The following is a 24,525-nucleotide window of genomic DNA, read 5'->3' on the forward strand; positions in this document are numbered from 1 at the left end:
GCGCGACACTACGGCACGTCGCGGCGCCCGGCAGCGCGGGGCTCGTCGGCGTTCGGGTCGGCCGGGGATCGGGAATCGCCCTCGACGACGCGCGTCAGCACGGCCTGGAAGCGCTCGTAGTGGGCGACGGAATCGTGCATGTCCTGCGGTCCGCGGGTGCGTCCGCGCCATGAGGTCCACAACACGATGCCGAGCAACGCCACCGTCGGAATGGCCCACCAGCCCGCGATCGACAGCATGCCGCACCCCCGCCCGAAGCCCAACGGATTAGTGCGTTAATCGTATCTATCGGATGCTAGGGATGCATTTCGGACTATTGACCGATTCACCCGATCTGCCCAAGCCTCCCGGGAGTTCGAGGCGGTCAGCAGGCGCCGACCCACTCCGTGGTGCCGTCCGCGAAGACTTGGTGCTTCCAGATGGGCACCTCGTGCTTGAGGGTGTCGATCAGCCGGCGGCACGCGTCGAAGGCCTCGCCGCGGTGCGGGCACGACACCGCCACCACGACCGCGATGTCACCGATCTCCAGCGTTCCGACGCGGTGCACGGCGGCCAGCGCCGACACCGGGAAGTCCGCGACGACCTTCTCCGCGACGCGCCGCAGCTCGGCGACGGCACTCGGGTGCGCGGAGTACTCCAGCGCGGTGACGCCCTTGCCGCCGTCGTGGTCGCGCACGGTGCCGACGAACAGGTCGGTGCCGCCGGCGGTCGGGTGCCCCACCGCCGCGAAAACCTCGTCGACCGAGAGCGGTGTCTCCCGGATGTCGAGGAGGCGGATGACATCGGTGTCCATGTGCATACCTTCCACTGCCTGGATACCCATCTGGCGCAGTATGCCCCGGCTGTGCGCGGCGGCGATACGGCACGTCCACGACTCTGATCGCGCGGCTCCCCGGGCCGCTCCGCGGTCGGGCGGCGGCCAGGCGGGCCGGGCGGTCAGATGCCGCGCCGCTTGCGCACCTTCCGTACGATCGCCGCGGTGCCGATGAGCGCGACCGTCGCGCCGGCCGCACCGAGCGTCGTGGCGTCCTTGCGGCCGAGCCGCCGGGCGACCAGCGCGTGGCGGCCCTCGACGTCCTCGAGCAGCGCGGCGAACGCCAGTTCGTTGGTCCACAACGGGCGCCACCCCGCATCGCGCAGGCGCGTCGAGGGGACGACCCAGCCGTGCATCGCGTACGCCAGGTCCCCCGCCGGCGCGGGCGTGATGCCGAGCCGGTGCAGGCGCTCGGCGGTCCCTAGGGCGAGCGTGGCCGGCAGCTCCATGCGCCGCATGCCGGACAGCTCCTCGATCTCCTCCTGCTCCAGCCAGCCGTCGCACCCGACGGTGACGACGCCCTCGACCTTGCCGAGTGCCGCGTACACCAGCGCCTCGGCGAGGTCGTCGACGTGGCAGAACTGCCACTGCGGGCGGCTGCCGGACACGACCAGCAGGCGCGGTGCCTCGAAGTGCCGGGTCATGACGCTGTCCGCCTCGGGCCCGCCGACCAGCGTGGCGGGGCGTACCACCGTGACGTTGAGCGCACGGTGGGCGCGCGGCGCGCGGGCGGCCAGTTCCTCGATCTCCAGCAGGTCGCCGATCAGCGACGCGTCGGCGGTGGCCTTGAGCGGGGCGTCCTCGTCGAGCGGGGTCTCGTTCTCCGGGAGCGCGCCGTAGACCATCGCCGACGTGCACAGCACGACACGTGGCACCCCGGCGGCCGCGGCGGCCGTCAGGACGGTCTGCGTCCCGCGTACGTTCCGCGCGCCGCGCGCCCGCGGCTCCGAATCGAGCGAGAGGTCCAAGGCCAGGTGCACGACGACGTCGACCCCGTCGAGGCGCCCGGCAAGGGCCGGATCGCGGACGTCCATGATCCGCCACTGCGCGCCGGGGATGTCACCCCGCCGCTCGTCGATCGCGACCAGCCGTTTGACCTGCTCGTTCTCCACCAGGAGCTGGGCCACCCGGTGGCCCATCCCGGAAGCCGCTCCGGTGACCGCCACGACCGGGCGCGCGCCCGGGCCCATACCGCGTCGGGTCTCGATATCGGCCTCCTGTGGCGTCGCTTCGGTGGTCTCTGCGGGCGTCTCCGTGGACCCGTCCGCCGACCCCCCGGCCGACCGGTCCCGCCCACTCCGCCCAGAGCGAACGTGCGGAGGCTGGGAACTCACTGACCGCCTCCCGTGGTTAGTTTGGTGTGTGCGGCTCGCCTACGTTTACCGAGGAGTACGCGTCCGGAAAGCCCGCATGTGACGCAGCATCCGCAATCCATCCTGCCCGAGGTGTGGCCATGACCATGACGCGAGGCGCGTTTCCGCGCCGCGACCGGTCGCCTTCCCACGCCCCGGGACAGGTCAAACGAGGCGCGGCAGGCCAGGCAGGCCGCCGCCACACCCCCGGCGACGGGGGTCGGCACGGAGGTTGTCATGGGTGACTTCCCCTTCGGTTTCGGCAAGCCGACGGGCGGCGGTGATCCGGACCGTCACGACCCTGATTCCTCCGACGCGCCAGGCGGGTCGGGAAGTTCCCCGGGCTTCGGATTCGGCGGGTTCGGGGCCGAGGGCTCCGGCGGGTCCGGCGGCGCGGGCGGATCCGGTGGCTCGGGCGGCGGCCCGGGCTCCGGCTCCGGGTCCGGCGGCAAGGGCCCGGGCGTTCCCGGCGGCCCGGGCGGGTTCGACCCGTTCGGCGGCGGCTCCGACAACCCCTTCGGGGGTGACAACCCGTTCGGCGCACTCTTCGGCAACATGAACCCGGCCGACCTCGGTGCGGCGTTCCAGCAGCTCGGCAAACTGCTCTCGTACGAGGGCGGGCCGGTCAACTGGGACCTCGCGCACGACATCGCCCGGCAGACGGTCGCCCAGAAGGGCGGCGACGCGAGCGTCGGCCAGGTGGACCGCAACGCGGTGGAGGAGTCGGTGCGGCTCGCCGAGCTGTGGCTCGACGAGGCGACCTCGCTGCCCTCCGGCGCGTCCACGACGCTGGCCTGGAGCCGCGCCGAGTGGATCGAGGCGACCCTTCCGCAGTGGAAGGCGCTCGTCGAGCCGCTGGCGACGCGCGTGGTCAGCGCGATGGGCGAGATGATGCCCGACGAGATGCAGCAGATGGCCGGGCCGCTGATCGGCATGATGCGCGGCATGGGCGGCGCGATGTTCGGCGCCCAGGTCGGCCAGGCGCTCGGTGCGCTGGCCGGCGAGGTCGTCGGGTCCGCCGACATCGGCCTGCCCATCGGTCCCGCGGGCCGGGCCGCGCTGCTGCCCGCCAACCTCGCGGCCTTCGGGGCCGGCCTGGGCCTGCCGCAGGACGAGGTACGCCTGTATCTCGCCCTGCGCGAGGCCGCCCACCAGCGGCTGTTCGCGCACGTGCCGTGGCTGCGGCAGCACCTGTTCGGGGCCGTCGAGGCGTACGCGCGGGGCATCAAGGTCGACATGAGCCGCCTTGAGGAGGCCGCCGGGCGCATCGACCCGACGAACCCGGAGGCGTTGCAGGAGGCGTTCACCCAGGGACTCTTCGAGCCCGAGGAGACGCCGGCGCAGAAGGCCGCGCTGGCGCGCCTGGAGACGGCGTTGGCCCTGGTCGAGGGATGGGTGGACGCGGTCGTGCACGCCGCCGCGGCACCGCGGCTCCCGTCCGCCGACGCCCTGCGCGAGACGCTGCGCCGCCGCCGCGCGACGGGCGGGCCGGCCGAGCAGACGTTCGCGACCCTTGTCGGCCTCGAGCTGCGGCCGCGGCGACTGCGCGACGCCTCACGGCTGTGGGCGTCGCTGGCGGACGCGCGCGGCGTCGAGGGCCGGGACGGCCTGTGGGCACACCCGGACATGCTGCCGACCGCCGACGACCTGGACGACCCGGACGGCTTTGTGCACCGCGAGGAGCTGGACCTGTCCGGCCTGACCGCGCAGCTCGACAAGGACCTGGAGTCGCTGGAGGACCAGGCCGATCAGGGCGAACAGGGCTCCGACGCCGACGCCGACGAAGGTACCGAAGGCACGGACGGCACCGACGACAAGGACGGCCGCGACGCGGGTGACGGCGGGCCGGACAAGGACAAGGACTAAGACAGGGCTGGGCGAAGGGCTGGGCCGGGAGCGGGCCGGTCGAGGACGCAGGGACGACGGCGCCTGACGGATGCGGCAGGGTGAGCGCATGACTTTGCATGAGGACGCCCGCCGGGTGCTCAAGGGCTGGCAGGCGCCGAACGACGCGCAGGCGCGGCTGCGCGACGCCTATGTGGCCCACTTGGACGCGTACGACGACGGCGTGTGGCGATCCCGTCGGGAGGGCCACATCACGGCCAGTGCGCTGGTGGTCGATCCGGCTCAGGGCCGCGTACTCCTGACGCTGCATCCGAAGGTCGGTCTCTGGCTCCAGACCGGAGGGCACTGCGAGGCCGCCGACACGACGCTCGCCGGCGCGGCACTGCGCGAGGCCGTGGAGGAGTCCGGCGTGGCGGCGCTGACACTGCTGCCCGAGCCCGTGTCGCTGGACCGCCACGAGGTGCGCTGCGGCGGGCCCGACGCGTGGAGCGTGCACTTCGACGTCGAGTACGTCGCCGTGGCCGCTCCCGACGCCGCGGTCCGCATCAGCGAGGAGTCGCTGGACCTGCGGTGGTTCGCGTACGACGCGCTGCCCGAGCTGACCGACGATGCGCTGCGGACGCTGGTCGCGCGGGCCGTGGTCGCCCTCGGCTGAACCGCGCACCGACAAATGCGGGAACACGAGCGCGGGGCGCGTCCGGTGTCGGACGCGCCCCGCGCTCGTGTATCGGTCCCTGCCGCGCGTTTCCGCGCGCTCTCCGCTCGTACGCCCTGGGTCAGCTGCCCCAGGTGTTGCCGCGCATGCCGCCCTGCTGACCCATGCCGCGGTTGGCGAGGAAGCCGCCGGGCGCGGTGAAGGACGTCGGGGGCAGCAGCTCGCTCGGCTGCACGATGACGTAGCCCTGGCCCTGGAAGCTGAGGTTCCAGCCCTCGCCGGTGCCGCCGCGGCGGCTCCAGATGCGCTGCGAGGTGAGCTGCGCCTCCATGCGCGTCACGAGGCTCGTGGACCACGCGATGACCGCGTCGGCGTCCGCGAAGCACTCCTGCTGCGGGGTCACCTGCATGACCAGCGGCTTGCCGGAGGTCATGACGGCGAGCTTGCCGGTGCCGCCCACCTCGAGGTTGTAGCCGCCGACGCCGGCGATGCCGGTCTCGCTCTCGATGCGCACGACGTTCCAGCTCAGCGTCGAGTCGAGGGCCAGCACGTACTGCCCGTCCACGGTGAGGCCCTCGTTGTTGAGGTCGATCACGTGGATGGCCTGCGCCATGTTCGCGAGGAACACCGTGCCGTTGCCGCTGCACCGCATGAGGTTCAGCTGCTCGCCGGTCTGCTGCGCGGCCCGGCGCTCGCCGCCGCTCTGCAGGTGGCCGTCGAAGTCGACGCCACCGGTGAACGCGACCATGGTGCCCTTGCGCGCGAGCACCTCGCGGTTCTGCGCGCCGAGGAGGACGCGCAACATCTGCCTGTTCTGGAGGGCCCAGCGCTCCTGGGACTGGACCTCGGTGTAGCCGAACAGTGAACTCTGCATGGTTTCTCCCCGCTCAGCCGCGGATGTGGAAGCGGTCGGTGGAGTCCTCCGACGGCTGGACGACGACGAACCCGGCACCGCTGAACGCGACCTGCATCGCCTCACCGGTGCCACGGCCGACCAGGGCACCCATGCGCGCGGACCGCTTGCTCTTGATGCGGAGGCCGGTGGACCACGCCACCAGCGCGTCGGGGTCGACGCACGTCTCCTGCTGCGACGGGTCGAGGACGACCGGCGTGCCGCGGGTGGTGATGGCCACCCAGCCGTTGCCGGCCAGCTCGATGTTCGTCATGCCATTGCCGCTGAACTTGTTGGCGATGCCGGAGACGAACCCGATCGACTTCGTCAGCTGCGCGTCGAACGCGAGGATGTTCGCGCCGTTGACCGAGATTCCGTTGCCCTGGAGCTGGAGCATGACGACGTCGGCCCCGTAGTCGGCGAGGAACAGGTCGCCCTGGCCCGAGCACTGCATCAGTTCGAGCTGCTCGCCGGCGGCCCGGCCGCGGATGCGGTTGCCGCGGCTCTCGCGGTACGGGCTGAAGGTGATGAACCCGTTGTAGGCGATCATCGAGCCCTGCTTGGCGAACAGGTCGTAGCCCTGCTGCATGCTCACGCGGCAGATCTTGTTGCCGTGCGGGCTCATCCGCGCCGTGGGTGCCTGCTGGCCGTACGTGGCGAGCATCTGCTGCTGGTCCATGATCCCCTCACACCTCGTACGGCTGGACGACGATGAAGTGGCCCTGCATACCCCGGAATTGCAGCGACACGGTCTCGCCGCTGTGGCCGGGGTACGCCGTACGACGTACGCGTACCGCCGTGCTGGTCGACACCTGCATGCCGTGCGTCCACGCGACGATCGCGTTGGTGTCCGCGAAGGTCGGGGCGCCCGGGTTGACCGGGAGCACCATCGGGATGCCCTTCGTCTTCACGACGACGGTCCCGTTGCCGCTGAAGGTCTGCACGAACAGGCCGCCGCCGGGGATGCCCTGGCCCTCGATACGGGTCGGTTCGAGGGTCAGGCCCTCGTCCCACGCGAGGACGTTGGCGGCGCTCACGCACAGGCGGTGGCCGGCGAGCTCGACCAGGTGGAGGTTCGCGGCCTCCTCGGCGAAGAACACCTCGCCGTCGCCCTCGCAGCGCATCAGCTCCATGGACTGGCCGGTCAGGCGGTTGTCGCGGCGCTGACCGAAGCCCTGGCCCTGGAACTTGAAGTCGACCTTGCCCTGGTAGGCGACCATGCAGCCCTGCTTGGCGATCACCTTGACGGTGCTGCCGGCCAGGGACGCGCGGATGAGCTTGGGGTTCTGCTGGACCCAGCGGCCCTGGCCCTGGACCTCGCGGAACTGGTCGAGGCCGTAGCCGTACTGGGCCTCCATCGGCAGGCCGGCGGGGCCCATGCCCGCCTGGTTCATACCACCCTGGGCGGTGCCCAGCTGCAGGCCGGACGGCTGGCCGGGCATACCCGGCTGCCCCGGCATCCCGGGCTGGCCCGGGAACTGGCCGGGGGGCATCTGACCGGGCGGCATCTGACCCGGCATGCCGGGCATCGGCGGGGCCATCTGGCCCTGCGGCATGCCCTGCGGCGGCGGGAACTGGCCGGGAGGCATCTGGCCGGGCGGCATTTGCCCCGGGGGCATCTGACCGGGCGGCATCTGACCCGGCGGCATCTGGCCCGGGAACTGTCCCGGCGGCTGCTGCATCGGCAGGGTGGGCTGCGGCGGGGGCGGGGCCTGCGCGGCCATCGGCTGCGGAGCGCCCTGCGGCGGTCCGAAGGACGGCGCGGGTGCCTGCTGCGGCGCGGCGCCGGGCGGCGGGCCGAACGACGGTGCCGGCGCCTGCTGCCCGGGGGCGGCGAACGCGGGGGCGGCCTGCGGCTGCGCGGGCTCGTCCTCGGCCGCCTCGCCGCCGAAGTTCTCGAGCAGCGCCTTGAGACCGCCGTCGAAGCCCTGGCCGACCGCCGCGAAGCGCCAGACGTTCGGCTCCTTGCGGTAGATGTCGGCGATCATCACGGCGCGTTCCGTGCTGAACTCCACACCCGAGAACGCGTACCGGACGACCTCCTGGCCGCCCACCGCGATACGGATGTAGCCGGACGCGACCTGTGACATCTGGCCCTGGCCGTCGATGGTCGCGGTGAACGCGAGCTTGCCGATCTGCGGCGGCACCCGGTCCAGCGTGACCCGGAACGACTGCTGGTCGCCGGCCTGCTCGCCGAGGAGCTGGATCGACTCCTCGGGGGACTTCGGCTGGTTGAAGAACACGAAGTACCGGTCGTCGGACAACCGGTCCTGCATGTCCAGGCCGAAACAACTGATGTCGAACGTCAGGCCCGGGGCGTCAAGCCGCAGGCCGACATACAGATCGGTTCCCGGGGTCAGATCGGACAGCTTGGCCTTCTGACCCTTCCTGAACTCGACCACCTCGTGGCTCCCTTCCCGTCAGAAGGGGCCCACCCGGGCATGACCCCCACCGCGCACGGCACGCTACAACATCCCGGCTTGTGCCGGTCCCGGAGGAGGGCCCGGCAGACCCGGAACCTCACGGCCCGCTCGGACCCCCGTTGGATCCCGACGCGGACACGGCACTCCCGGTTCCGTGTCGGGAAGACCGCGTGATTACGCGGCCCTCGGCGGGCAAGCCCTCACGTTATTACGGACGCCCCGGTCACCGCGACGGTCTCGGCGGCTTCGCCGGGATCCGAGGGTTATGCCTCAGATTCACGGTGACAGCGCCGTGCCGGGCCGTCCGAGGCGCACGCCCTCGGCGGCCCGGGCGGGTTCCGGGCGACCATCCATTCGGGTGCGTGCCTCCGGGCGGAGCCGCCCGGAACCGTCGGGCGGCGGGTCGCGTACGTCAGTACGTCACGCGTCGCACGACGCATATCGCACCCGTTGGCGCGCGTTGTCAGCGGCCGCCGCGCGGTGTCCGGCCCGTGGTGCCCTTGCGTCGCCCCGACTCGGCGGCGCTGTTGCGGGTCGCGCCGGGCCTGGCCGACTCCGCGGAACGCGAGCCGTCGCCGCGCGTTTCCGCCGCGGACTCGTCGCCCATTCCTTCGCCGGCGTCGTCCGTCTCGTCCGCGTCGCCCAGGCCGTCGCCGTCCACGCCGTCGACGTCGTCGTCTTCGTCCGAGAGGTCGGCACCTCCGGACGCGGCGACGCCTTCGAGGTACCCGCGCGCCCGCTCGGTGCGTGGGTACGCCGCGAGCAGCGTCCAAAAGCGCGGCCCGTGCCCTGGGACGAGGAGGTGCGCCAGTTCGTGGAGCAGCACGTAGTCGACGACGTACGGCGGCATGCCCTGGAGGCGGCTGGACAGCCGAATCGACGCGTCGAGCGGCGTGCACGAGCCCCAGCGGGTGTTCTGGTTGTCGACCCAGCGCACGCTCAGCGGCACCGCACGGCCGCCGAGGTAGCGGTCGGACAACTCACGGGCCCGTTGGGCGAGCGCCTCGTCGCTGGGGCGCCGGCGTTTCTCCTGGGCGGCCAGGCGGTCGAGCATTATCCCGACCCACCGTTGCTCCTCCGCCGCGGACATGCGGGCGGGCAGCAGGACGACGGTACGGTCGCCGTCGCGGTAGGCCGACACGGTTCGGCGCCGTCGAGCGCTTCGGCGGACCTCGACGGCGTGCTCATGCGGAGTTCCGGGCACGGCGGAGTGCCCGGCCCCGGGATCGGCGGCCACAACCAGACGTTACCCAACGTCGCCCGCCACGAGCCGCTGCTTCGCCGCCGCGTCCGCAAATCGCCCGTGTTCGATGTCAGAACTCGCCGGTTTTCCCGGCATTTCGGGCAATTCGCATCACGATTAATCCGATCATCACACCGTGCCTGTGGACAACCGACGCCACGCCCCGCAACCACCGGGTGAAGCTGTCCCCCGACGGCCGACCACCCTCGGTCCGCCGGCTGTGACGATCCGATACGGGAGGCCCCGATGCGACCCCGACTCCGCCCCGCGCTCGTCCGGATGTGGCGCGATCAGCGCACCCTCCAATTCGGCCTGGACCCGGCCCGCGCGCTTCTGCTGACCGGCCTCGACCCCGCACTCGCCCGCCTGCTCGACCGGCTCGACGGCACCCGTACCCCCGACCAGCTGTACGAGAGCGCGGGGCGCCTCGGGGTCGCGGCCGGACGCACCCGGGCCCTGCTCGACGTCCTCGCGGAGGCCGACCTGCTGGAGGACGCCGACGCCGGGACGCCGCGGCCGGGTACCCGGCACGGACCGGGCCGGCACGCCCCCGGGCCGTACGCACCCGGCCCTCACGCGTCCGGCTCACAGGCTCCCGGTCGGCATGCCGGTCGGCTCGCACGGGATCGGCTCGCCCCCGATCGGGCGTCCGCGTCTCTCGTGCGGCCGGGTCCCGACGGCGGCGAGGGCGTGCTCGCCCGGCGGGCCGCGGCCCGGGTCGTGGTGCGCGGCGCGGGGCGGGTCGGGGCGGCGACCGCGAGCCTGCTCGCGGCGGCAGGCGTCGGCACGGTCGAGGTCGGCGACTCCCGGCCGTTCTGCCCGGCCGACGCCGGGGCCGCCTCCGGATCCTGGGACGGCGTGCGCAAGCGCCGCGAGACCGCCGCGCGCGAGGCGCTGCGGCGGGTTGCGCCCGAGGTACGGCTGAGTGCGCCGCCCGGCCGTACCCGGCCCGACGCCGTGGTGCTCGCGACCGAGGGCCTGCGTCCCGAGCCGGCCCTGCTGGAGCGCCTGGCCACGGCGTGCATCCCGCACCTGTACGCGGACGTCCGCGAGACCACCGGCATCGTGGGGCCGTTCGTGGATCCGGGCCGGTCGGCGTGCGGGCGCTGCCTTGACCTGTACCGCCGGGACCGCGACCCGGCATGGCCCCGGCTCGCGGCGCAGTACTCGGCACCCGCCCGCAGATGGGAGGACCGGCCGTGCGACGGCGTCCTGGCCACCGCGGTTGCGGCGCAGGCGGCGCTGCAACTCCTCATACATCTGGACGGGGACACGCCGACCGCAACCGGCGGCACCTTGGAGATCGCGCTGCCCGACGGCGCGATGCGCAGGCGCAGCTGGCACCCGAATGCGGAGTGCGGTTGCGGGGCGTTCGCGGTCGCGACGCACCCCCGGGCAGCGGCGTCGTGACCGCGATCACGCATGACAGCGCTGTGTATCCCCCACAATGGAACGCGTGAGCGATCTACCGCGTAGGGCAGTGACCCGGACGGCCAAGCTCGCCACGCTTCCCCTCGGGGTCGCGGGTAGGGCCACGTTGGGACTCGGGCGGCGGATAGGAGGCCGACCCGCGGAGATCGTCGCTGCCGAACTCCAGGAGCGCACCGCGCAACAGATGTTCAAGGTGCTCGGTGAGCTCAAGGGCGGCGCCATGAAGCTCGGGCAGGCGCTGTCCGTCTTCGAGGCCGCGCTGCCCGAGGAGGTGGCGGGGCCGTACCGGGCCGCACTGACCAAGCTCCAGGACGCCGCACCGCCGATGCCGGCCCGCACGATCCACAAGGCCCTCACGGAGAACCTGGGCTCCGACTGGCGCGGCCTGTTCCAGGACTTCGACGACAAGCCGGCCGCGGCGGCGTCGATCGGCCAGGTGCACCGCGCGGTCTGGCACGACGGCCGCGAGGTCGCCGTGAAGATCCAGTACCCGGGTGCCGGAGACGCGCTGATCTCCGACCTCAACCAGCTCGGGCACGTCGCCCGGTTCGCCGGCGCGCTGATCCCGGGCATCGACGTCAAACCGCTGATCGCGGAGCTCAAGGCCCGGGTGGCGGAGGAGCTCGACTACCAGCTGGAGGCCGAGGCCCAGCAGGCCCACGCGGACGAGTTCGAGGACGACCCGGACATCTTCGTCCCGCGCGTGGTCTTCCAGGCCGAGCGGGTGCTGGTCACCGAGTGGATGGCCGGCACTCCGCTGTCGCGCATCATCGACAAGGGCACCCAGGAGGAACGCGACCAGGCGGGCCACCTGCTGGTGCGGTTCCTGTTCTCGGGCCCGGTGCGCACCGGCATGCTGCACGCCGACTCGCACCCGGGCAACTTCCGGCTGATGCCCGACGGCCGGCTCGGCGTCCTGGACTTCGGCACCGTCAACCGCCTGCCGGACGGGCTGCCCGAGCCGATCGGCACGGCGATGCGGCTCGCCCTCGACAACGAGGCCGAGGGCGTGATGGAGGTGCTGCGCTCCGAGGGCTTCGTGAAGCCGTCGATCCAACTCGACGCGCAGGAAGTCCTCGACTACCTGCTGCCGATGGTCGAGCCCGCGCAGGTCGATCGGTTCCAGTTCACGCGCGCGTGGATGCGGCTCCAGGGCGCACGCATCGGCGACCCGCGCAACCCGGCGTCGCAGATGGCCCGTCAGCTCAACCTGCCGCCGAACTACCTGCTGATCCACCGCGTCACGCTCAGCACGATCGGCGTGCTGTGCCAGCTCAACGCCGAGGTGCCGTTCCGCGAGGAACTGGAGTGCTGGCTCCCGGGGTTCGCCGAGCTGGAGTTCGAGATCGACGAAGAGCTGGACGACTACGGCGAGTTCGACGAGGTCGCCCGGGACGAGGCCGGCGTCGACCAAGCCGTCCTCGACGAAAGCGCCCTCGACCAAGGCCTTGTCGACGAAGGCGCCGAGATCGCACGGGGCGGACTCACCAAGGGCTCGGCCACGAAAGACTCGGCCGCGAAGGGCAAGGCGGCGAAGGGCGACGTCGCGGACAAGAAGCGGCGTTCGCGATAACCGCGATCATCCTTGCCGCGACCCGCCGTTCGGGCGCCCGAAGGTGAAGGGGCAGGCTCTCCGCGCCGCGTGCGGACCTCGGCTGCCAAATCCCGAATCCTCGGTCATGGTCCTCGGTCTTCGGTCCTCCGCAGAGCGTTCGCCTCCAGGGCAGCGAGGACCAGGGCGCGGCCGACGCCACATGGGCAGCGGGTTGTCGGATACGACCCGGACGCGCGCAGGGCGGGCACCCTCTCGGGTGCCCGCCCTGGTTTCGTCTCCGGCAGGTGTCGGCAGGTTTTCCGCGGCCTACTTCACGCCGCGTGCGTGCCACTGCTTGGTTCTCGGGTCGGAACGACCCCGCGTCGTCGGTTACTGCATGACGGCGAGGGCGAGAGCCCTGCGGGCCCGCAGCGAGGCCACCTCGGCGCGGCGCTTCATCTTGCGCGCGGCGCGGACGTGGGCTGCCCTGCGGTGCAGTTCGGCCTCCCGTAGTCGTTCCTCCATCTGCGCTCTTGCGAGCGCTTCATGGAGAAGATGCATCTCACGGCTCCTGTCCAGCATCGGGATCTGGTGGTTCGGGGTGGAGGGGTTCTGGGCGGTCATCGGTTCCTGGCTTGCGGTCTTGGTGCGCTGGACGGTGGCTGCTCGGGGCAGGTCGGCGGGGTTCACGCGGCGACCTCCGTCTTGCGCGGACGGCCACGCGGACGCTTCCGCGCCACGACCACACCCTGGATGAACAGCTCGCCACCCCAGACACCCCACGGCTCGCGGCGCTCAAGAGCGCCCTGGAGGCACGCGGCACGGACCGGGCACTCGCCGCAGAGGGCCTTCGCGTACTCGACGTCGGCGGGCGACTCGGCGAAGAAGACCTCGGGGTCGTAGGAACGGCACGGGATGGTGCCCTCGACGGTCTCGATGTCGTCGAACGCGGTCAGGGTCATCAGGTCTACCTCCGGTACAGGTACGGCTAGAGCAGTCGCAGTGGGCGGCTTGTCGAACGGCACGTGGTGCTCCTTGTGAATGAACTTGGTTGGCATTGCTGCCACTTGGTTGCGCTTCGCGGTCCTGGTGGACGCGTCCTGCCGGGGCTTTCAGGGCAAAGACAAGGGCCGCGGATCCCGGTGTACGGGTTCCGCGGCCCTGGAGAAGCCGACCTGACTCAACGTCAGGTTCGCGTCCTCCAGGACGGGTACCCGTGCATACCGGCAAATCCGGTCGTGCCCATGGCCTGAGCCATGTCCTCGACCTGCTGCTGCTCACATGCCGTCACGATCGATGCCGACGGTCGCTCATCGCGCGTGATGACACTGGTGCGCTCGCTGCCTTGCCAACCCAGCTCGACGTTTGACGCCAGACCGATGCGTTCGCCGCGACCGCCCAATGCGGGCAGATCAGCGGTGATGATGCGGGCATCGGTCCCGGCATACGCGAGGGACGGGGTCCGACCCTTGAGGGTCAGGACGGAGGCAGGCTTCGGCGAACCCAGCTCAGCAGAGCGCACCGACATCACGGCGGGCGCGACGGCAGTGGCGACAACTGCGAGTTTGCGGTTGGTCATCATGTCGTTCGCCTCCCTTCCCGAGAGGTCTCGTGGCGCCGCCTGCTGGGCGGATCCGATGTCTGGCATTCGGTCGGTGCAGCCGGTGCAGCCTGGTGCGCTGCACTGCCCGATCTCGCGACCGAGCACGGTCAACACGTTGACCGTGCTCGTGAGGTTAGATGCGCTTCCGAGAAGAGCGCAAACTATTTTCCGCGTGTCTGGGGTCACTTGAGGGAAATCCCTCGTCAGGAGCCCTCCGGCGCGGTACTTCCCAGGCCTCTCCGGGCACTTCGCCCGCCACCGGGAAGGCGTCTTCGTCGGGCGGGTCGCCCGGCAGCTCACCCGGCAGATCACCCGGCAGTTCAGCCGCCGGATCACCGGCCAGGTCACCATGCGATCCGGGGTCCTCGTCGGCGCCCGGATCGTACGCGTCCGCGAGCTCCTCGGGGTCGCGGCCGGCGACGATGGCGAGGACGTCCTCGCCGAATTTGTTGATCTTGGTACGGGTCACTCCGGAGATCGCCGCGAGCTGGTTCACCGAGCCCGGCTGGGCCTCCGCGATCGCGGTCAGCGTGGCATCCGTGAACACGCAGTACGCGGGCTGCCCCAGCAGCCGGGCCTGGCCGAGGCGCCACTCCCGGAGCCGCTCGAACATCGCCTCGTCGACGTCCGACGGGCACTCCATGCAGCGGGCCAGCTTGCGTTCGGCGGCCTCGGTCAGCCCGCGCCCGCAGACCCGGCAGCGCACCGGCCCCGCCTTGGCACGCCGCGCCGCCCTCGGCTCGCCCGGACCCCACGACGAGCCCGCACCGGTCGTGGCGGAACGCCCCTGCGCCGCCCGGCCGGGTGCCCCCGAGCCGGTGCCGCGCAGACCGTCGAGGAACCGGGAGGGGCCACGCCCGGGGCGGCCGCCGGGCGAGCGGGACATCGCCCACGACAACGTCAGGTGCTCACGGGCGCGCGTGATCCCGACGTACAGCAGCCGTCGCTCTTCCTCGACCTTGTCCGCGGTGTCGGCGTAGTGGATCGGCATCATGCCCTCGGTCAGGCCGACCAGGAACACGGCGTCCCACTCCAGGCCCTTGGCCGCGTGCAGGGAGGCGAGGGTGACACCCTCCACGGTCGGGGCGTGCTGGGCCGCGGCGCGCTCGGCCAGCTCCTCCACGAAGTCCGCGAGCGTCGCCTCGGGGCGCGCCGCGGAGAAGTCCTCGGCGAGGCGTACGAGCGCGTTCAGCGACTCCCAGCGCTCCCGCACCTGACCGGATCCGCCGGGCGGCTCCGGGGTCCATCCTCCGGACACCAGCACCGCGCCGACCTCCGCGGCGAGGCCGCCCGCGTCGTCCGCGGCCCCCGCCGAACGTGCGGCGCCGCGCAGCAGCACGGCGGCGTGGCGCACCTCGGGGCGTTCGAAGAAGCGCTCGGCGCCCCGCAGGACGTACGGGATGCCGAGGTCGGCGAGCGCCTGCTCGTACCCCTCCGACTGCGAGTTGGTGCGGAACAGCACGGCGATCTCGGCGGCCCGCACGCCCTGGTCGAGCAATTTGCGCACCCGGCGGGCGACACCCTCCGCCTCGCCGGGCTCGTCGGCGAACTCCACGAAGTCCGGCTCGGGGCCGTCCTCGCGCTGCGAGATCAGCTCCAGGCGGTGCTTGGCGGCCTCACCGGTGGCGTGCGTCAGCAGCCGGTTCGCCAGCCGCACGACCTGGGGCGACGAACGGTAGTCGCGGACCAGCTCGACGACCTCCGCCGTGCGGTGCCGGTGCCGGAAACCGAGCAGGAAGCCCGGGGTCGCCCCGGTGAAGGAGTAGATGGTCTGGCTCGCGTCGCCGACCACGCAGAGGCTGCGGGCGTTCTGCGACCACAGGTCGAGAAGCCGCTGCTGGAGCGGGTTGACGTCCTGGTACTCGTCGACGGTGAAGTGCCGGTACTGCGCCTGCACCTGCTCACGGACCTCGAGTCGGTCGTCGAGCAGGCCGACGGTCAGCAGCAGGACGTCCTCGAAGTCCATGCGGCCCTGGCCGGCCTTGAGCTTCTCGTACGCCGCATAGATTCGCGCCACCTCGGCGGCATCCCGCGGCGGCTTGCGCTTGGACGCAAGCACCTGCGCCGGGTAGTCGTCGGGGGCGGTCTGGGTCGCCTTGGCCCACTCGATCTCGCCGGTGAGGTCGCGCAGCTCGGCCCGGTCGGCACGCAGCCGGCAGTGCTGCACCGCCTCGGCGACCAGCGGGACCTTGCGCTCGACGAGCCGGGGCGCGTTCACCCCGTAGGTGCGCGGCCAGAAGAACTGGAGCTGGCGCAGCGCCGCCGAGTGGAACGTGCGCGCCTGCACGCCGGCCACCCCGAGCTGACGCAGCCGGCCGCGCATCTCCCCGGCGGCCCGCGCGGTGAACGTGACCGCGAGCGTCTGGGTCGGCTGCATGACGCCGGTGAGCACGCCGTACGCGATGCGGTGGGTGATGGCACGGGTCTTGCCGGTGCCCGCGCCCGCGAGCACGCAGACGGCACCGTCGACGGACTTGGCGACCCGGCGCTGCTCGGGGTCGAGCGCGTCCAGGATCTCGTCGGAGGTCGGCGGGGGCCCGTACTGGTCGATCACCGGGACATCCTCTCAGGACCCACCCTCACCGACATGGTGTTGTCCACAGCCTCCACACTTGTGGAAGAAATCCGGGGCCGAAGGGCGTTGAGACGCCGTACGGCCCGCGAAAACCCGCTCGACAAGCCGCTCCGGACTCGGTCGGCGCCGAGCGACCACCCCGAAGCAGAGGAGACCTCCCGATGTCGGCCACCGTGACGATGTACAGCACCCCGTGGTGCGGGTACTGCCGCCGCCTCAAGAGCCAGATGGAGCGCGAGGGCCTGGCGTACACCGAGGTCGACATCGAGCAGGACGCCAAGGCGGCCGACTACGTGATGAGCGTCAACGGCGGCAACCAGACGGTCCCCACGGTGGTCGTGACGGTCGGCGGCGAGATTCAGTGGGTCGCCACCAACCCGAGCCTCGCGCAGGTCAGGGACGCTTTCGCGGCCGCGGCGGCCTGACGCGAGAGCCCCGAGCACCCCGAGTACGTGAGCGCACGGAAGCCCCGGCAGTGACTGCCGGGGCTTCCGCGTGTTCGAGGGCTTTTTCAGCGGACGGCTGCCGCTGGGCCGGCTACCACTTGTTGCTCTCCGGGATGACCTCGCCGAACCACAGCTCGATCAGGTGCCGGGAGATCGAGATCGTTCCCGGGAGCAGTACGTCGCCCGCCGCCACCGCGGCCCGCAGCTCGTCGCGCGAGAACCACCGCGCCTCGGCGATCTCCGCGCCGTCGACGTCGATGCGGTCGTCCGCGGCGGTCGCGTGGAAGCCGAGCATCAGGCTCGACGGGAACGGCCACGGCTGGCTGTCGACGTACGTGACGCCGGTGACCTGCGCGCCGACCTCCTCCGCCACCTCGCGCACGACCGCCTGCCGCAGCGACTCGCCCGGTTCGACGAAGCCGGCGAGTGTGGAGAAGCGCTTCTCGGGCCAACTCGCCTGCCGTCCGAGGAGGGCGCGGTCCAGCGGGTCGACGACGAGCATGATGACGGCCGGGTCGGTGCGCGGGAAGTGCTCTGCGGCGCACACCGTGCACTTGCGTACGTGCCCGGCGGCCACCGGCTCGGTCGGCTGCCCGCACCGGGCGCAGAACGTGTGGGTGCGATGCCAGTTCTCCAGGCCGAACGCGTGCACCAGAAGCCCGGCGTCGCGGTCGCCCAGCACCGAGCCGAGCGTGTAGAGGTGGCCCACCTGGGCGTCTACGCCCTCGGGGAGTGCCTCCGCGGCGACCGCGAAGTAGGCGGTGTCGTCGGCGTCCACACCGAGGAAGTACCGCTCGCCGTCGGGCGCGTCGGCCGGCGCCACCAGCAGGAGGGCGGGCCCGCTCTCGTCGGTCCAGTGCACCTTGCCCTGCTCGATCACCAGGACGCGCGACCCGGGCGCTTCCCACGCCGCGGTCAACCACGCCTCGTCGAGCCGGTGCACGGCCGCCCTGTCATGCAGAGCCCTCGTCAACGCCAGCCCAGGATCGCGATCGCCCACGGACACACACCCCTCGTCGTTCATCGTTCCGTCACCGTGCCGCCGCGCTCCGCGCGCGGACCCCGGCAGGCACACCTCCGGTGTACACGATCGCCCCGGACCTTGGGACGGCGCGGGGTGGCAGCCGACGGGTTCGAGCGAGGGAGCCGGATGGGAGAGCGCATGCGGAGGGCCGCCCGCATGCGGGCAGGGCCGCGGCAGAGCGGCGCGGGCGCGGAGGGCCGGACTGCGCAATGGCGGAGGGCCGGACGCGCGAGCGGTTGGGCGCGGGAGTTGTGCAGGTGGAATTGGTGCTTGAGGCGAGATCCGCCAGATACGACCGAGGTGTGCACAGGCACGCGGCGGGGTTGGGCACGGTGTGACGTCGACTCCGGCGCATGGGGGCCACGCCTGCGGAAAGTGCGAGCGGACGTACGGGCCCGCCGCAGAGCACCGACTCCCGGTACGGCGCCGGGAGATGAACTGCGCGCAGCGGAGCGCGATTGGTTCGCGATTGGTTGGTGTGTGGGGCCGGGTACGCGGGGGCGTACATGCGGACTTCGGTGGGCGGCGGGCCGGGACCTGGAACGCGGGTTGGGGGCGTGATTGTGCGGGTGGCGGCGTGGCGGGAGTTGGGGACGTACGGTCAAGGGCATGACTGTCCTTCGGGTGGCGACGTTCAATCTCCTGCACGGAATGGCTCTGGACGACGGCACCGCGGGGCCCGAGCGGCTCGCCGAGGCGTTGGCCGAGTTGGACGCCGACATCGTGGCGCTCCAGGAAGTGGACCGGCATCAGGAGCGGTCCGGCGGCGCGGATCAGGCGGCGGTGGCGGCGGGGGCCATGGGCACCGACCAGTGGCGGTTCCTGGCGGCGGTGCACGGCGTGCCGGCGCCCGTGTCGGGGTGGCTGCCGTCGCCCGGCATACCTGAGCGCCATGTGTACGGCCCGGCGCAGAACGGCGAGGGCGGCCCCGCGTACGGCATCGCGCTGCTGTCCCGGCTGCCCGTCCTGCGCTGGCGTGCCCGGCGTTTCCCCGCCGCTCCGCTGAGCCTGCCGCTGCGGGTGCAGGGCCGTCCCGGCCTGACGCGCGTGCCCGACGAGCCGCGCTCGGTGCTGGCCGCGGTGGTGCAGGGGCCGAACGGCCCGCTGACCGTACTGGCCGCGCATCTGTCCTTCGTGCCGGGCTGGAACGTGTCGCAACTCGCCCGCATCGGGCGGTCGTCGGCCGACCTGCCGCAGCCGCAACTGCTCCTCGGTGACTTCAACCTGCCCGGCCGCATCCCGCAGGCGGTCGTGGGGCGGCGCGAGCGCGGCGCGCAGAACGGTCAGGCCCGGCGGCACCGGGTGCGCTGGCGGTCGCTGGCCCGCGTACCCACGTATCCGTCCTACCGCCCGCGCGTGCAGTTCGACCACGTGTTCGGGCACGGGCTGGGGCCGGACGCGGTGCGGCGGACCGAAACGGTACGCCTCGGCGTGTCCGACCACTGCGCGCTGGTCGTCGAGCTGCGCGTCTGAACGGCCGGGCGCCGTCAGGCGTTGCGGACGTCGGCGCGCGCCGCCGGACCGGTGTCGTAGATGCCGCCGAGGGTCGGTGCGTACAGGATCAGGAGCATCGCGGCGTCGTCCTCGAGCGGGCGGCCCACATGTCGTTCGACGTCGGCTTCGAGGCGGTCGAGGGTCTCCTCGACACCCGGCGTGCTGTCCGGGGCGCGGTCGAACAGCGGGTAGAACGCCCCGTGGGAGTCGCGCGCCTCCACAATGCCGTCGGTGTAGAGCAGCACCCGGTCCCCCGGCCTGACCGGCACGGTGAGCACGGGGATGTCGAACAGGTCCGGGTCCACGATGCCGAGCGGCGGGATCGGCGTGGACGGCTCCAGCATCTCCGCGCGGGCGGTACGCAGCAGCATCGGCGCGGGGTGGCCGCAGTTGACCACCTGCATCTGGCCCTGGTGCATGTCGGCCTGCGGCGTGAAGCCGACCAGCACGAGGGTCACGAACTCCTCGAGGTTCTCTTCAAGCCGACGGCTCATGCTCGCGGCGATGCGGCGCACGACACCGGGCAGGGTGGGTTCCTCGTACGCCGCCTCCCGGAACGCACCCAGCACCGCCGCCGCGGTCTGCACCGCCCCCAGCCCCTTGCCGCGCACGTCACCGACCACCGCTCGCACGCCGAACGGCGTGAGGATCACCTCGTACAGGTCGCCGCCGATCCGCGCCTCGGCGGCCGCGGCGCGGTAGCGCACCCCCACCCGGACCGGGCCGATGCGGCGGGCGACCGGGCTGAGCAGCACGTGCTGGGCGGCTTCGGCGACGCTGCGGACGTCCTCCAGCTTGCGGTCCTGGCGGCGGCGCACCTGGACGCCGGCCCAACTGGTCATCGTGACCAGAAGGATCGACAGAAGGGTCACGAACGGTTCGCCGTCACCCTTGGTCTCCCCGGTGGTGGACAGCAGGAGCATCGCGGCCGCGGCGGCGATGCCGGTCCACACGGGCGTGCGGGCGGAGCCGCGCGTCAGACCGGCCAGCGCGGGCGCCACGGCGAGCAGCGGCCCGATGTGCACCTCGGGCGGGGTGAGGAAGCCGATGGCGATGACGACGACGATCACCGCGATGGGCAGGAGCCGCAGCGTCCAGCCGACGATGGGCAGCAGGCGGGCACGCCGCGCCGACCCCTCGGTCGGCGGCGTCATGCCGGGTCCATGCTGCGGTGGTGCCATCGCTGAGGCTTGTACCTCGAAACTCCTGGTCCGATGCGGCCGACACGCCATCGACCGATTATCGGACGTCCGGATCTTGCGAAAACGATCCGAGCCGATCGGCACGCCCCGGTCAAGGGACATACGTCCCGGGAGGCCGTCAGGTTCCGGCGGAGCGGCAGGTTCCGCAGGTCGGCCAGGGGCCTACCGTCCGTCGGCCGTGTTCTCCGGGCCGCCCGAGCCGCCTCGGCCGCCCGGGTCGCCACGGTCCGCCGGGGCGTCTCCCGGCGGACCCGCGAGTACTCGTTCGATGCCGGTACGGTCCGGCAGCCCGCGGGGGCGCACCACCTCGCCCGAGCGCACGTACACGAACGACGCGGTGACCTCCTCGGGAGGCACCCCGGCCAGCTCCGCCCAGGCCAGCCGGTAGACGGCCAATTGCAGCGGGTCGGCGTTGAACGCGCGGTTCGTCTTCCAGTCCACGACCTCGAAACGGCCGTCCGCGTCCCGGTAGACGGCGTCGATCCGGCCGCGCACGACGCGCCCGCCGAGCACGAGTTGGAACGACTCCTCGATGCGGTACGGCGCCCGCTGCGCGTAGGGAGTGCGCAGGAACGCCTCCTGCAGTTCGACGAGGTCCGCCTCGTCCGTGATGTCCTCGTCCGCCGCGCCCGGCAGGTCGTCGGGTTCCAGCAGCGGACGCTCACCGAACTGCGACTCGATCCACGCGTGGAACCGCGTGCCCCGGCGCGCGGCAGGTGCGGGCGGACGCGGCATCGGCCGGGCCAGCTCGCGGGCGAGGCCGTCGGGATCGGAGGCGAGGCGCAGGAGCTGCGAGGCGGACAGGGAGGCGGGCAGTTCGACCTCGCGTACGCCGGACCGCCCGCGTACCAGCTCCTCGACCAGGCGGTCCAGGTCGCGGTCCCAGGACTCGATCAGCTCGCGGTCGGCCGGTCCCAGGTGGTCGGTGTCGGACTCGTATCCGGGCAGCAGGTCGAGGTCCGCGGGAGCGGCGGCAGGCGGACGCCCGGCGCTCGCCGCGTCCTCGGGTCCCGGGCCGCGCCCGGCAACGCCGGCGCCGTCCCCAGGCACGTCGGCACTCGCACCGGCCTCGGTCTGGGTCTCGACCTCGGTGCCGGGCCCGGCGTCGGACCCGGCACCGGCAGCCTCCCAACGGCCGTCCGGCGCCCGGCGCGCGGCGTACTCGTCCCAGTCGTCGTCCGGAGGCGGCATCTCGTCGTCGTCCGGTGGTGGCGGCAGTTCCTCGTCGTCCGGTGGCGGCTCGTCGAAGAACGGCGGCATCTCGTCGTCGACCGCGACGGCCGCCGCGACCGCCGCGCGGCTCCCCGGGTCCATGCCGTTCCGCCCCGCCGCCTCCAGCCGCACCAGCTCGTCGATCACGTCGCGCGCCGCGCGCCGGCGCTCCTCCAGGGCCACGGTGTCCAACGGCAGCGGCCACACCTGTTCCACCCCATTGGCCAGGTGCGGGTTCGCCTCGTCGTCCGGCTCGACCGCCCAGGTGGCGACCTCGCCGTGGCCCGCCTCGCAGTGCTCCGCGAGCCGCGCCAGGAACTCCGAGGGCCCGCGCTTCTTCTTCTGCGTACGGCCCCACCAGTGCCCGGATGCGATGAGCAGTTGCTTGGGACGTGTGAACGTCACGTAGCCGAGGCGCAGTTCCTCGATCGCCTTGTGCCGCTTCATGTCGGCGTCGAAGGCCTTGAAGCCCTTCGCGGAGAGGTCCGGCAGTTCGGGCAGCCCGCTCGCGTCACCGCGCAGCGGGTGCGGCAGCGTGTGTCCGCTCTTGGTCCACTTCGACTGCGCCTGGGTGCTGGGGAACGCGCCGGCGACCAGGCCGGGCACCACGACGACCTCCCACTCCAGGCCCTTGGACTTGTGCGCGGTCAGGACCTTCACCGAGTCGCCCGCGCTCGGCAGGCTGCCGTCGAGCCCCTTGTCGTGCTCGGCGGCGGTCCGCAGGAACGCCAGGAACGCGGTGAGCGACGGGTCGCCGTCCAGGTCCGCGAAACCGGCCGCGACGTCGAGGAAGGAGTGCAGGGTCTCGCGGCGCCGGGCGGCCAGCGCGTTCGGCGACGCGGACAGCTCGACCTCCAGGCCGGTGACGCCGAGCACCCGGTGCAGCACGTCCATGAGCGGTTCGCCCAGATGCCGCCGCAGTTCGCGTATCTCGGCGGCGAGCCGGGCGAAGCGGATCCGGGCGGCCGGGGAGAACGGGTACTCCTCCCCCGGATCGGCGAGCGCGTCCGAGAGCGAGACGACCTCGGTGGGGTCGACACCCGCGACCGCCGCCTCCAGGCGCGCGTCGGGGCCGTCCGCGGCGCCGCTTTCGAAGCGCACGAGTTCACCGGCCCGGCGGCCCAGCAACGCGAGGTCGCGGTGGCCCACGCGCCAGCGCGGGCCGACCAGGAGGCGTACCAGCGCCGCGTTGGCGGTCGGGTCGTCCAGCACCTCGCACGTCGCCACCAAGTCGGCGACCTCGGGCAGGTTGAGCAGCCCCGACAGGCCCACGACCTCGACCGGGATGTCGCGTTCGACCAGCGCCTTGTGGATCTCGGCGAAGTCGGACGCGGTACGCGCGAGCACCGCGACGTCGCCCGGCCCGATCAGTTCGCCGTCCGGCCGGAATCGCGTCCCGATCACGTGCTGCACCTGGTCCGCGACCCAGCCGATCTCGCCGTCCTGCGTGGCCAGCAGCGCGCACCGCGCCCAGCCGTCCTGCTCGGCCCCGGAGGCGGGCCGCAGCGCCTCCACGCCCTCGTGCATCTCCCGGAGCGGCGCCGCCAGTTCGTTGGCGAACTCGAGCAACCTGCCGCCGCTGCGCCGGTTCTCGGCCAGCGAGAAGCGGTGTGCCGGGGAGCCGTCGCGCCGCGGGAAGTGGTGCGGGAAGTCGTCGAGGTTCGCGACCGAGGCGCCGCGCCAGCCGTAGATCGCCTGGCACGGGTCGCCGACGGCGGTCACCGCGTGGCCGCGGCCGGGCGCGAGGCCGGGATCGACTCCCTCCGGAATCCCGAACAGGCCCGACAGCAGTCTTCGTTGCGCGACGGAGGTGTCCTGGTACTCGTCGAGCAGCACGACGCGGTACGTGTCGCGCAGTATCTCGCCGACCTCGGGGCGCTCCTCGGCGAGCCGCGCGGCGTACGCGATCTGGTCGCCGAAGTCGAGCAGGTCGCGGTGCCGCCGTGCGTCCGCGTAGTCGGAGACCAGGCGCAGCAGGTCGAGCCGGTTCCGGGCGGCGTCGGCCGCGGCCTTGGCGCCCGCCGTGGGCTTCGCGGTGGCCTCGACGTCGGCGACCAGGTCCTCGTCGAACGCGCGCAACCGGTCGAACGGCACCAGGTGTTCGGCGAGTTCGCCGCCGAGCGCGAGAACGTCGGCGGTGATCGACGACAGCGTCTTGGTCAGCGTCGGAAACGGGCCGGACGCGCGACGGGCGGTACGCGCGGCGAGTTGGAAGCGCGTCGCGTCGGCCAGCAGGCGCGCCGACGGCTCCAGGCCGATGCGCAGGCCGTGTTCGGACAGCAGGCGGCCGGCGAAGGCGTGGTACGTCGAGATGGTCGGCTCACCGGCGTCGTCGTCCCCGCCGGATCCTCCCGCGGCTCCATTGCCAGTGCCTGCGCCGGTGCCGGTGCCGGTGCCCCCGAGGCCGACCGTGCCCCCGGCCCCGTCCGGACCGAAACCGCCCGCAGGCATCCCGAGCGCCGCCGGGTCCGGCCACAGCTTCAGCAGTGCCTTGCGTACGCGCTCGGCGAGCTCACCGGCGGCCTTGTTGGTGAAGGTGAGGCCGAGCACCGCGTCGGGGCGCACCGCGCCCGTGCCGACCAGCCAGACGACGCGCGCGGTCATGACGGTGGTCTTGCCCGACCCGGCGCCGGCCACGATCACGCCGGGCTCCAGGGGTGCGGTGACGGCGGCGATCTGCTCGGGCGTGTACGGGACGCCGAGGACGTCCTTCAGGTCGTCCGGATCCCGGATGAGGTGGTGGTGGGCCGATCGCACCGGCGCAACGTTAGACGCACCTG

General features: G+C 72.5%; 19 protein-coding genes and 1 pseudogene. 6 read left to right on the forward strand and 14 right to left on the reverse strand.

Annotation, left to right across the window (positions count from 1 at the left end; genetic code table 11):
• Window positions 1-8: 8 nt before the first annotated feature.
• From ACWD12_RS01120 to ACWD12_RS01130, 3 genes are all read right to left on the reverse strand, one after another.
• A complete protein-coding gene (locus ACWD12_RS01120) occupies window positions 9-239 on the reverse strand; it encodes a hypothetical protein (RefSeq protein ID WP_450097809.1) in 231 nt (76 codons plus the stop codon).
• Window positions 240-364: 125 nt separating this feature from the next.
• Window positions 365-793 carry a molybdenum cofactor biosynthesis protein MoaE gene (locus tag ACWD12_RS01125; RefSeq protein ID WP_450097810.1) on the reverse strand — a complete coding sequence of 143 codons (429 nt, stop codon included), beginning with the start codon at window positions 791-793 and terminating at the stop codon, window positions 365-367.
• A gap of 143 nt (window positions 794-936) precedes the next feature.
• Window positions 937-2,148: an NAD-dependent epimerase/dehydratase family protein gene (locus ACWD12_RS01130; protein ID WP_435839220.1), complete on the reverse strand. Its 1,212-nt coding sequence runs from the start codon at window positions 2,146-2,148 to the stop codon at window positions 937-939.
• 255 nt (window positions 2,149-2,403) lie between these two features.
• Here ACWD12_RS01130 and ACWD12_RS01135 point away from each other — a divergent pair, with 255 nt between their 5' ends.
• Together ACWD12_RS01135 and ACWD12_RS01140 are read left to right on the forward strand one after the other, a co-directional pair.
• The gene (locus ACWD12_RS01135) at window positions 2,404-4,032 is read left to right on the forward strand and encodes a zinc-dependent metalloprotease (protein ID WP_450097811.1); all 1,629 of its coding nucleotides are present in this window, start codon (window positions 2,404-2,406) and stop codon (window positions 4,030-4,032) included.
• A gap of 88 nt (window positions 4,033-4,120) precedes the next feature.
• A complete protein-coding gene (locus ACWD12_RS01140; protein ID WP_450097812.1) occupies window positions 4,121-4,666 on the forward strand; it encodes an NUDIX hydrolase in 546 nt (181 codons plus the stop codon).
• A 121-nt stretch (window positions 4,667-4,787) separates the two neighbouring features.
• Here ACWD12_RS01140 and ACWD12_RS01145 read toward each other — a convergent pair whose 3' ends face one another.
• From ACWD12_RS01145 to ACWD12_RS01160, 4 genes and pseudogenes are all read right to left on the reverse strand, one after another.
• A complete protein-coding gene (locus ACWD12_RS01145; protein WP_358364286.1) occupies window positions 4,788-5,540 on the reverse strand; it encodes an AIM24 family protein in 753 nt (250 codons plus the stop codon).
• A gap of 13 nt (window positions 5,541-5,553) precedes the next feature.
• Window positions 5,554-6,237, reverse strand: a complete 684-nt coding sequence (locus tag ACWD12_RS01150; RefSeq protein WP_358364283.1) for an AIM24 family protein — start codon at window positions 6,235-6,237, stop codon at window positions 5,554-5,556.
• Between the two features lie 7 nt (window positions 6,238-6,244).
• The gene (locus tag ACWD12_RS01155; protein ID WP_450097813.1) at window positions 6,245-7,960 is read right to left on the reverse strand and encodes a TerD family protein; all 1,716 of its coding nucleotides are present in this window, start codon (window positions 7,958-7,960) and stop codon (window positions 6,245-6,247) included.
• 724 nt (window positions 7,961-8,684) lie between these two features.
• A pseudogene (locus ACWD12_RS01160) lies at window positions 8,685-9,218 on the reverse strand (M48 metallopeptidase family protein); the annotation flags it as partial.
• A 252-nt stretch (window positions 9,219-9,470) separates the two neighbouring features.
• Between ACWD12_RS01160 and ACWD12_RS01165 the strand changes: the two are divergent.
• Window positions 9,471-10,634, forward strand: a complete 1,164-nt coding sequence (locus tag ACWD12_RS01165; RefSeq protein ID WP_450097814.1) for a ThiF family adenylyltransferase — start codon at window positions 9,471-9,473, stop codon at window positions 10,632-10,634.
• Window positions 10,635-10,680: 46 nt separating this feature from the next.
• Window positions 10,681-12,228, forward strand: a complete 1,548-nt coding sequence (locus tag ACWD12_RS01170; protein WP_450097815.1) for an ABC1 kinase family protein — start codon at window positions 10,681-10,683, stop codon at window positions 12,226-12,228.
• A 351-nt stretch (window positions 12,229-12,579) separates the two neighbouring features.
• On the opposite strand, the gene ACWD12_RS01175 is transcribed toward ACWD12_RS01170, so the two are convergent.
• From ACWD12_RS01175 to ACWD12_RS01190, 4 genes are all read right to left on the reverse strand, one after another.
• Complete coding sequence (locus ACWD12_RS01175; RefSeq protein ID WP_358360464.1) at window positions 12,580-12,813, reverse strand: hypothetical protein; 234 nt, start codon at window positions 12,811-12,813, stop codon at window positions 12,580-12,582.
• A gap of 62 nt (window positions 12,814-12,875) precedes the next feature.
• Window positions 12,876-13,232, reverse strand: coding sequence for a WhiB family transcriptional regulator (locus ACWD12_RS01180; RefSeq protein ID WP_435839149.1), 357 nt, complete (start codon window positions 13,230-13,232; stop codon window positions 12,876-12,878).
• Between the two features lie 143 nt (window positions 13,233-13,375).
• Complete coding sequence (locus tag ACWD12_RS01185) at window positions 13,376-13,771, reverse strand: hypothetical protein (RefSeq protein ID WP_450097816.1); 396 nt, start codon at window positions 13,769-13,771, stop codon at window positions 13,376-13,378.
• Window positions 13,772-13,925: 154 nt separating this feature from the next.
• On the reverse strand, window positions 13,926-16,346 hold the full coding sequence (locus tag ACWD12_RS01190) for an ATP-dependent DNA helicase UvrD2 (protein WP_450097817.1): 2,421 nt from the start codon (window positions 16,344-16,346) through the stop codon (window positions 13,926-13,928).
• Between the two features lie 182 nt (window positions 16,347-16,528).
• On the opposite strand from ACWD12_RS01190, the gene ACWD12_RS01195 reads away from it, so the two are divergent.
• Window positions 16,529-16,792 (forward strand): mycoredoxin, encoded by a 264-nt coding sequence (locus tag ACWD12_RS01195; RefSeq protein ID WP_450097818.1) that lies wholly within the window; start codon window positions 16,529-16,531, stop codon window positions 16,790-16,792.
• Window positions 16,793-16,904: 112 nt separating this feature from the next.
• Here the strand turns inward: ACWD12_RS01195 and nudC are convergent, their stop codons facing one another.
• Complete coding sequence (gene nudC, locus ACWD12_RS01200; protein ID WP_450097819.1) at window positions 16,905-17,756, reverse strand: NAD(+) diphosphatase; 852 nt, start codon at window positions 17,754-17,756, stop codon at window positions 16,905-16,907.
• A gap of 690 nt (window positions 17,757-18,446) precedes the next feature.
• Between nudC and ACWD12_RS01205 the strand changes: the two genes are divergently transcribed.
• Window positions 18,447-19,310 carry an endonuclease/exonuclease/phosphatase family protein gene (locus ACWD12_RS01205; RefSeq protein ID WP_450097820.1) on the forward strand — a complete coding sequence of 288 codons (864 nt, stop codon included), beginning with the start codon at window positions 18,447-18,449 and terminating at the stop codon, window positions 19,308-19,310.
• A 14-nt stretch (window positions 19,311-19,324) separates the two neighbouring features.
• On the opposite strand, the gene ACWD12_RS01210 is transcribed toward ACWD12_RS01205, so the two are convergent.
• Entirely contained in the window at window positions 19,325-20,485 is a 1,161-nt protein-coding gene (locus tag ACWD12_RS01210) for a PP2C family protein-serine/threonine phosphatase (RefSeq protein ID WP_450097821.1), read from the reverse strand.
• 210 nt (window positions 20,486-20,695) lie between these two features.
• A complete protein-coding gene (locus tag ACWD12_RS01215; RefSeq protein WP_450097822.1) occupies window positions 20,696-24,502 on the reverse strand; it encodes a UvrD-helicase domain-containing protein in 3,807 nt (1,268 codons plus the stop codon).
• Window positions 24,503-24,525: the final 23 nt, after the last annotated feature.

This window comes from Streptodolium elevatio, from assembly GCF_053592165.1.

Coding starts and splice junctions, on each gene's coding strand:
- ACWD12_RS01195 (WP_450097818.1), top strand. CDS start 16,529: ATGTCGGCCACCGTGACGATGTACAGCACCCCGTGGTGCGGGTACTGC.
- ACWD12_RS01185 (WP_450097816.1), bottom strand. CDS start 13,771: ATGATGACCAACCGCAAACTCGCAGTTGTCGCCACTGCCGTCGCGCCC.
- ACWD12_RS01175 (WP_358360464.1), bottom strand. CDS start 12,813: ATGACCGCCCAGAACCCCTCCACCCCGAACCACCAGATCCCGATGCTG.
- ACWD12_RS01150 (WP_358364283.1), bottom strand. CDS start 6,237: ATGGACCAGCAGCAGATGCTCGCCACGTACGGCCAGCAGGCACCCACG.
- ACWD12_RS01210 (WP_450097821.1), bottom strand. CDS start 20,485: ATGACGCCGCCGACCGAGGGGTCGGCGCGGCGTGCCCGCCTGCTGCCC.
- ACWD12_RS01145 (WP_358364286.1), bottom strand. CDS start 5,540: ATGCAGAGTTCACTGTTCGGCTACACCGAGGTCCAGTCCCAGGAGCGC.
- ACWD12_RS01125 (WP_450097810.1), bottom strand. CDS start 793: ATGGACACCGATGTCATCCGCCTCCTCGACATCCGGGAGACACCGCTC.
- ACWD12_RS01140 (WP_450097812.1), top strand. CDS start 4,121: ATGACTTTGCATGAGGACGCCCGCCGGGTGCTCAAGGGCTGGCAGGCG.
- ACWD12_RS01205 (WP_450097820.1), top strand. CDS start 18,447: ATGACTGTCCTTCGGGTGGCGACGTTCAATCTCCTGCACGGAATGGCT.
- ACWD12_RS01165 (WP_450097814.1), top strand. CDS start 9,471: ATGCGACCCCGACTCCGCCCCGCGCTCGTCCGGATGTGGCGCGATCAG.
- ACWD12_RS01135 (WP_450097811.1), top strand. CDS start 2,404: ATGGGTGACTTCCCCTTCGGTTTCGGCAAGCCGACGGGCGGCGGTGAT.
- ACWD12_RS01120 (WP_450097809.1), bottom strand. CDS start 239: ATGCTGTCGATCGCGGGCTGGTGGGCCATTCCGACGGTGGCGTTGCTC.